The 7,888-nt window shown below is 68.6% G+C and carries 8 protein-coding genes; 5 read left to right on the top strand and 3 right to left on the bottom strand.

The features are described 5' to 3' along the window. Together G6028_RS14070 and G6028_RS14065 are read left to right on the top strand one after the other, a co-directional pair. The coding region (locus tag G6028_RS14070; RefSeq protein WP_277817613.1) for an IclR family transcriptional regulator domain-containing protein at positions 1–379 on the top strand (379 nt) is incomplete at its 5' end. Between the two features lie 59 nt (positions 380–438). Then, positions 439–1,650 (top strand): acetyl-CoA C-acetyltransferase, encoded by a 1,212-nt coding sequence (locus G6028_RS14065; protein WP_182659243.1) that lies wholly within the window; start codon positions 439–441, stop codon positions 1,648–1,650. Positions 1,651–1,781: 131 nt separating this feature from the next. Here G6028_RS14065 and catC read toward each other — a convergent pair whose 3' ends face one another. The 3 genes from catC to catA form a co-directional block, all read right to left on the bottom strand. Then, the gene (gene catC / locus G6028_RS14060; protein ID WP_182659242.1) at positions 1,782–2,066 is read right to left on the bottom strand and encodes a muconolactone Delta-isomerase; all 285 of its coding nucleotides are present in this window, start codon (positions 2,064–2,066) and stop codon (positions 1,782–1,784) included. Positions 2,067–2,134: 68 nt separating this feature from the next. Continuing rightward, positions 2,135–3,265: a muconate/chloromuconate family cycloisomerase gene (locus G6028_RS14055; RefSeq protein WP_182659241.1), complete on the bottom strand. Its 1,131-nt coding sequence runs from the start codon at positions 3,263–3,265 to the stop codon at positions 2,135–2,137. Positions 3,266–3,368: 103 nt separating this feature from the next. After that, the gene (gene catA / locus G6028_RS14050; protein ID WP_182659240.1) at positions 3,369–4,250 is read right to left on the bottom strand and encodes a catechol 1,2-dioxygenase; all 882 of its coding nucleotides are present in this window, start codon (positions 4,248–4,250) and stop codon (positions 3,369–3,371) included. A 347-nt stretch (positions 4,251–4,597) separates the two neighbouring features. Between catA and benA the strand changes: the two genes are divergently transcribed. From benA to benC, 3 genes are all read left to right on the top strand, one after another. Continuing rightward, the gene (gene benA / locus G6028_RS14045) at positions 4,598–6,040 is read left to right on the top strand and encodes a benzoate 1,2-dioxygenase large subunit (RefSeq protein ID WP_182616094.1); all 1,443 of its coding nucleotides are present in this window, start codon (positions 4,598–4,600) and stop codon (positions 6,038–6,040) included. A 131-nt stretch (positions 6,041–6,171) separates the two neighbouring features. Further along, on the top strand, positions 6,172–6,666 hold the full coding sequence (benB, locus tag G6028_RS14040; RefSeq protein WP_182659244.1) for a benzoate 1,2-dioxygenase small subunit: 495 nt from the start codon (positions 6,172–6,174) through the stop codon (positions 6,664–6,666). Between the two features lie 94 nt (positions 6,667–6,760). Beyond that, positions 6,761–7,888, top strand: a 1,128-nt coding sequence (gene benC / locus G6028_RS14035) for a benzoate 1,2-dioxygenase electron transfer component BenC (protein ID WP_182659239.1), incomplete at its 3' end; no start/stop codon positions are given.

The raw sequence follows: 7,888 nt of genomic DNA, 5'->3' as shown, positions 1-7,888 counted from the left end.
CACCCGGTTCCCCGCCTTCGCCACCTCGATGGGCAGGGTCCTGCTCGCGGCCCTGCCCGCGGAGGAGCTGGACGCCCACCTGGCGGCAACCGATCTGCGCGTCCGCACCCCGCACGGGATCGCGGACCCGGACGGATTGCGCGCCGAACTCGCGGCGGTCGCCGACCGCGGGTGGGCGCTCGTGGACCAGGAGCTCGAACCGGGCCTGAGATCTCTGGCCGCCCCGGTGCGCGACCGTCACGGGCGGGTCGTGGCCGCGCTCAACGTCTCCACACACGCCGCCCGGTATTCGATCGACCAGCTCCGCCACGAGCTCGTCCCCGTGGTCGTGGACGCGGCCCGGGCACTGTCCGCGGACCTGTCGACCGTCACTCGTTGACCTGTTCCCACTGAGACCCCTCCCCACACTCACCACCTCGGCTACCACCAGGAGAACCCATGCGCGACGTCGTCATCTGCCAGCCCCTCCGCACGCCGGTCGGCCGCTTCGGCGGCGTGTTCCGCGATCTGGACGCGAACACGCTGGCCACCTCACTGCTCACCGCGCTCGTCGAGCGCACCGGCCTGACCGGGACGGACGTCGACGACGTGATCCTGGGCCAGGGCTCGCCCGGCGGCGAGGGTCCCGCCATCGGCCGGATCGCCGCCCTCGACTCCCCGCTCGGCATCGACGTGCCCGGGATGCAACTGGACAGGCGCTGTGGCTCCGGACTCCAGGCGGTGATCACCGGCGCGCTGCAGGTGGCCTCCGGCGGAGTGGACCTCGTGGTCGCCGGCGGCGTCGAATCGATGAGCCAGGTGGAGTTCTACGCCACGCCCTCGCCCCGCTGGGGCATCAAGGGTGACGGTGTCTCGCTGATCGACCGCCTCGGCCGCGCCCGCACGACGGTCGGTGGTCGCTCCCACGTCATCGATGGCGGGATGATCGAGACCGCCGAGAACCTTCGCCGCGAGTACGGCATCAGCCGGGAGGAGCAGGACCGGCTGGCGGTGCAGTCCCACCAGCGCGCGGTCGCCGCGCAAGGGTCCGGGGTGTTCGCCGAGGAGATCGTCCCCGTGGCCGTTCCGCAGCGCAGGGGGGAGGACCTCGTCGTCGACACCGACGAGCACCCCCGCGCCGACACCACGGTCGAGGCGCTCTCGGGCCTCCGGGCGATCATGGGCCGGACCGACCCCGAGGCCACCGTCACCGCCGGAAACGCCTCGGGCCAGAACGACGGTGCCGCGATGTGCGTGGTCACCACGGCGGACAGGGCCACCTCGCTCGGCCTGACCCCGCTCGTGCGCCTGGCGTCCTGGGCCGTGGCCGGTGTCGCCCCGGAGACGATGGGAATCGGCCCGGTCCCCGCCACCGCTAAAGCGCTCGACCGGCTCGGGTTGACGCTGGCGGACATCGACGTGATCGAGCTCAACGAGGCCTTCGCCGCCCAGGCGCTGTCCGTCATGCGGGAGTGGGACATCGACCCCGCCTCGGAGCACCTCAACCCCCACGGCTCCGGGATCTCACTCGGCCACCCCGTCGGAGCGACCGGCGCCCGGATGCTCGCCACGCTCTCCCACGAGATGGTGCGGCGCGACGCCCAGTGGGGGCTGGAGACGATGTGTATCGGCGGCGGCCAGGGCCTGGCCGCGGTGTTCGAACGCGTCTGACCGACCCCTCCAGCATCGTCAAGAGCGTTCCGCACACATCGTTCGAGTGAAAATGTGCGGAACGCTCTTGACGATGATCATGACGTGGAGAGGTCGGCCGTTCACCCGTCCGAACCTGGTCGGCCGGAGCGTCAGTCGTCGATGCGCGACGGGTGCCTCGTCAGCGCCATGACCTCGATGTCCATGTACGGGAAGAGTGGGAGTCCCGAGAGCAGCTCGTGCAGCTCGTCGCCGGACTCGACGTCGAAGATGCTGATGTTGGAGTACTGGCCGACGATGCGCCAGAGCTCCCGCCACGTCCCGGAGCGCTGCAACTCCTGGCTGTAGGCCTTCTCGCGGGCGATGGTGTCCTCGCGCACCTGCGGATCCAGGTCGCGGGGGATGTGGACGTCCATGCGGACGTGGAACAGTGCCATCTCGGTGGTCTCCTCTACTTCTCAGTGGTCGGCGGTTCTGCGGTTCAGTGGGTCGGCGGGTCTGCGGGTCAGCGGGGTCGGCGACGGGTGAACTTCTCGACGGCGTCGTGGTCGATCTCCACGCCCAGGCCCGGACCGTCCGGGAGGTGGACCCGGCCGGCCTCGTACCTGATCGGCGTGGTCACGTACGTCTCGGCCAACAGCAGCGGGCCGAACAGCTCGGAGCCGTAGTTGAAGCCCGGTTCGGCGCACGCCAGGTGCAGCGAGGCCATGGTTCCGATGGGCCCCTCAAGTGAGGTCGCGGCATGGCAGGCCACGCCTGCCGCGCGCGCGATCGCCACGACCTCCTTGCTCCTGGTCAGGCCGCCGAGCTTGGTGGTCTTGACGGCGATGACCCCGGCGGCGTCGCGGCGCACGACCTCGAGAGCGTCGTGCGGTGACTGCACCGATTCGTCGGCCATGATCTGGACGGGCAGCGTGCGGTTGAGCTCGGCGAGCACCTCGATCTGCTCGGTCGGGGTCGGTTGCTCGATCAGTTCGATGCCTGCCTCGACCAACGCCGGGAGGTGCACGTTGGCGGTGAACCGGTCCCACCGGGCGTTGATGTCCACCCGCAGGCCGGCCCGGCCGTCGAGGCGCGCGGCGAGCGCGGCGATGCGCGCCACGTCCTCGGCCGGGTCCAGGGCCCCCATCTTGAGCTTGAAGGTGCGGTGGCGGTCGGCGGCGAGCAGCTCGTCGATCTCCTCGACCATCTCCTCGAGCGGCATGGCACCCAGCGCCCACGTGCACTCGATGGAGTCGCGGACGGCGCCCCCGAGGAGGGACCGCACCGGCACCTCGAGAGTGCGCGCCCACGCGTCGAACATCGCGATCTCGAGTGCGGCCTTGGCGAAGCGCCCCCGGGCCACCACACCCTCCATCGCCTCGAGGACCGCCGGCACCTCGTCCACGCGTCGACCCACGGCAACGGGGGCGAGGTACTTCTCCACGAGAACCTGCATCGTCTCGGCGGACTCCCCGCCCCACCAGGGGCCACCCGGGGTCACGCCCTCGCCGTAGCCGACGACGCCGTCAGCCGTGGTCACCGACACCAGGAGGATGGACTGCTCGGTGGCGGTGGTGGTGGCGAACTTGTGCGGCCTGATGAGCGGCACGTCGAGGATCCGTGTCTCCACGGAACGGATGGTCAGGTCAGACATCTTCGAGCCCTTCGTGTTGGTGGTCCGGCCGGATCGACCGCCGACGCCCCGGCCGCTCGTGGCGGCCGGGGCGGGCGGGGATTACAGACGAGGTCGTCGCCGGTCAGGCCACGAAACGCTTGTCGGAGACGGGGTCGAGGACGAAGTCGTAGACGACCTCGTCGATCCCGTCCGCGTTGGGCTTCGGGTCCAGGATCAGCTCGGGCTTGACGGCCCCGGCCACGTCGTCCTCGACCCACTTTCCACCCTGGAAGTACAGCTGGGTGGTGATGAGGCGCTTGCCCGGGGCGGTGACCTTCAGGTGCAGGTGCGCCGGACGCCACGGGTGGCCGCCGTAGCTGGCGATGAACTCACCGGTCGGGCCGTCGTGCGGGATCTGGTAGGGGGCCGGCTGGACGGTGGTGATGTGGAAGTTGCCCTCGGCGTCCGTGGTGAAGGTGCCGCGCAGGTTCCACTCCGGGATACCCAAGCCGTCGTCGAACTGCGAGTAGTAGCCGTCGGCGTCGGCGTGCCACAGCTCGACGGATGCACCCTCGATGCCCGTGCCGTCCAGGTCGCGGACCTGGCCCTTGAACACGAACTGCGTGCCCTTCTCGTCCTCGCGCATCGGCATGACGCCCTTGGCTCCGAGGTCCGGGGCGTCCGGCACGTAGTAGGGGCCCTCGATGGAGCCCTTGGTGCCGTTGAAGATGCGGCTGTTGGAGTCCTCGATGAAGTGCTCCAGGAAGACGTCCAGCCAGAGCGGCCACTCGCCACCCTCGCCGACCTCGATGAGCCACTGCTTGAGGACGCGGTACTCGTCGTAGGTCACCTCGTGCTCGAAGATCACCTCCGACAGCTTGGTGAGCACGTCCTTGTAGATGGCGGCCGCACGCTCGGTGGTCGTGTCGGACGTGAAGCGGCTGCCCTTGAACTTGTCCGTCGCGGCGGAGCCGGAGCCGGCGGCGGTGGGCACTGCGGTGGTGGGGACTGCGGTGGTGCTCATGACGCTCCCTGCGTGAGTGGGGGGACTGGATCGGGCCGGTGGACGATGCCCCGATCAGGGATCTCCGTCGGCCGATGCCCTCACTGTGCCCCCGGTAAAGGTGTGTCGTCAATCACCCGGCTATACATCCGTAGTGGGATTCCTGTACGCATCGCGCACCACATCGGCATGTTCCCGCAGATAGGCGTACGGATGCGAAGAATCTGTTCGCAGTGCGAACAATGGGCACCTAGGCACGACTAGGCACACCCCTAGTGTGACTCGCCCCACACTCGGGCACCGTTGGGGTCATCACGGCACCCGGTCACCTTCGAGGTGGCCCGCCCCGACCCCGCAAGGAGAACTCGATGTCCGATCGACTCGACCACCTGCAGCACACTCTCGACACCGCTCTGGAGGACCGTCCCGCCGAGGGCATCATCCGCGCGAACCGTCGTATCTTCACCGATGAGGAGTTGTTCGAACTCGAGATGACGCACATCTTCGAGGGGAACTGGGTCTACCTGGCACACGAGAGCCAGATCCCGAACGTCGGCGACTACTTCACCACCGACATCGGCCGCCAGCCCATCATGATCACCCGCGGCAGGGACGGAGAGCTCAACTGCCTGATCAATGCCTGCTCGCACCGCGGAGCGATGCTGTGCCGCCGCAAGACGGACAATCGCACCACCCTGACCTGCCCTTTCCACGGGTGGACGTTCTCCAACTCGGGGGAGCTGCTCAAGGTCAAGGACCCGCGTGACGCCGGCTACCCGGAGCAGTTCAACTCGGGCGGTTCCCACGACCTTCGCCGCGTGGCCCGGTTCGCCAACTATCGCGGGTTCCTCTTCGGCAGCCTGAACGCCGACGTCCTGCCGATCGAGGAGCACCTCGGGGACAGCCGGACCATCATCGACATGTTGGTCGACCAGTCCCCGGAGGGTCTGGAGGTCCTGCGTGGGTCCTCGACCTACACCTTCGACGGCAACTGGAAGCTCCAGGCCGAGAACGGCGCCGACGGATACCACGTCTCGGCGACCCACTGGAACTACGCGGCCACCACCGCCCGACGGGGTTCCGGCGAATCCAAGAACGAGACCAAGGCCATGGACGCCGGGACGTGGGGCAAGCAGGGCGGCGGCTACTGGTCGTTCGACCACGGTCACCTGTTGCTGTGGATGTGGTGGGGCAACCCCGAGGATCGTCCGCTGTGGGAACGCAGGGCGGAACTGGCCGAGCAGATCGGTGAGAAGAAGGCGGAGTTCATGGTCGGGGCCTCCCGCAACCTGTGCCTGTACCCCAACGTCTACCTGATGGACCAGTTCTCCAGTCAGATCCGGCACTTCAGGCCGATCTCGGTGGACAAGACCGAGGTGACGATCTACTGCATCGCCCCCAAGGGCGAGAGCGCCGAGGCACGCGCTGCCCGGATCCGCCAGTACGAGGACTTCTTCAACGCGACCGGTATGGCGACGCCGGACGATCTGGAGGAGTTCCGCTCCTGCCAGAAGACCTACCTGGCCAGCGCCGCTCCGTGGAACGACATGACCCGCGGATCCACCCACCAGGTCGCCGGCCCCGACGCCACCGCCCGAGGTCTGGGGATGGAGAACGTGCTCTCCTCCGGTGCCAAGACCGAGGACGAGGGCCTGTACCCGGTGCAGCACGGGTACTGGCTCGAGACCATGCGCCGCGCACTGGAGGCCGAGGAGCGCGCCGCCGCCGACGCGAACGCTGCAGCCGCGGACGTCGCAGCCGCGGGGAAGAACGGCGCGACGCCGAGCGTCACCGCGTCCGCCGCTCTCTGATCCGACCCGCGCTCCCCACGCCCACGCCCACGCCCACGCCCACGAAAGGACCGATCATGTCCGCACCCGCAGTATCTGGACCAACAGTGCCCGGAAAAACAGTGTCCGGAGAAGCAGTGTCCGCGACGCCAGTGGCGTCGATCTCCGTCGAGGATATCTCCGCCTTCCTCTTCCGCGAGGCCCGCCTCCTCGACGACCGGCAGTTCGAAGCATGGATCGAGTGCTATCGCGAGGACGCAATGTACTGGATGCCCGCCTGGGACGACGACGGCGAGCTCACCACGGACCCCTACTCCGAGATCTCGCTCATCTTCTATCCCAACCGGGCCGGCATCGAGGACCGGGTGTTCCGCATCCGTACCGACCGGTCGTCGTCCACCTCCCTGCCGGAACCCCGCACCGGCCACCTCATCAGCAATGTCGAGGTGACGGACAGGCGACCCGGCGAGGTCGACGTCCGCTTCAACTGGCTCTCCTCGTACGTCCGCTACAAGACCACCGACCAGTACTTCGGGACGTCCTTCTACACCCTCGACGTCACCGGGGAGTCCCCGCTGATCACCTACAAGAAGGTCGTCCTCAAGAACGACTACATCCACCACATCGTGGACGTCTACATGGTGTGACCCGCCACGCCATCGAGCCCGCCCCACCGGGGCGTCGACGACCACCGGTCCGCCCAGTGCGGCCGATCATGCCAGCGACAAGAAGTGAGATCCCATGAGTTACCAGGTGGCCCTGGGCTTCGAGGACGGTGTGACGCGCTTCATCACATGCGGCCCGTCGGAAACCGTCGCCGACGCCTCGTACAAGGCCCGAATCAACATCCCCCTCGACTGCCGCGACGGAGCGTGCGGCACCTGCAAATCACTGTGCGAGTCGGGAGACTTCGACGGCGGCGACTACATCGACGACGCCCTCACCGCGGCCGAGGCCGAGGCCGGCTACTGCCTGCCGTGCCAGATGGTCCCCCGCTCGGACCTGGTGGTCCAGATCCCCACCACCTCGGATGTGGCCAAGACGACCGCGGCCGCCCACCCGGCGACCGTCACGGCGGTCGAGCGTCTGGCCGAGGGCGCGTTCGCGCTGACCGTGGAGCTCGACGACCGGGGAGCCCTGGCGTTCCTGCCGGGGCAGTACGTGAACGTCTCGGTTCCCGGTACCGACCAGGTGCGCTCGTATTCGTTCTCGACCGGCCCGGACGACGACCGCCTGTCGTTCCTCATCAAGTACGCCCCCGGCGGCGCGATGTCCGAGTACCTGGCGCAGCGGTGCGCGGTGGGCGATCGGCTCGACCTCACGGGCCCGATGGGCAGCTTCTTCCTGCGCGAGTCACCGCGGCCGCTGCTACTGCTCGCGGGCGGCACCGGACTCGCGCCCGTCCTGTCGATTCTGGAGAGCCTCGCCGTCGCCGGTTCCGTGGACAGGCCGGTGCACCTGGTCTACGGGACGTCTCGCGACACCGACGTGGTGTACACCGACCTGCTCGACGACTACACGACACGGTTGCCGGGGATGACGTGGGACCTGGTCGTGTCCGACCCGGCCACGGCGTTCCCGAACACCGGATACGTCACCGGGTTGATCCGGCGCGAGCACCTCCACAACGGGACGGCCGACATCTACCTGTGCGGTCCGCCGCCGATGGTGGAGTCCGTCCGGACCTTCCTGGACACCGAGGGCCTCGAGGTGACGCACTTCTACTACGAGAAGTTCACCCCGGCCACCGTGGCGGGTGACGGGGCGGTGACAGCGGGCGTCGAGTCCGACGCCGCGACCCCCGTCGAGACGCCGGCGCCACCCGACCCCGCCACAGTCGCACCGGTCGCCGTCGACACCGCCGCCGCG

The organism is Dietzia cercidiphylli (assembly GCF_014145145.1).
In the GTDB taxonomy this organism is placed as follows: domain Bacteria; phylum Actinomycetota; class Actinomycetes; order Mycobacteriales; family Mycobacteriaceae; genus Dietzia; species Dietzia natronolimnaea.
The sequence above is the reverse complement of the archived record's forward strand: the minus strand, read 5'-3'. Positions and strand labels throughout refer to the sequence as shown.

Bases quoted from the DNA above. Each gene is read 5' to 3' on its own strand.
- catA (WP_182659240.1), bottom strand. From the start codon at position 4,250: ATGAGCACCACCGCAGTCCCCACCACCGCAGTGCCCACCGCCGCCGGC.
- benA (WP_182616094.1), top strand. From the start codon at position 4,598: ATGTCCGATCGACTCGACCACCTGCAGCACACTCTCGACACCGCTCTG.
- catC (WP_182659242.1), bottom strand. From the start codon at position 2,066: ATGGCACTGTTCCACGTCCGCATGGACGTCCACATCCCCCGCGACCTG.
- G6028_RS14065 (WP_182659243.1), top strand. From the start codon at position 439: ATGCGCGACGTCGTCATCTGCCAGCCCCTCCGCACGCCGGTCGGCCGC.
- G6028_RS14055 (WP_182659241.1), bottom strand. From the start codon at position 3,265: ATGTCTGACCTGACCATCCGTTCCGTGGAGACACGGATCCTCGACGTG.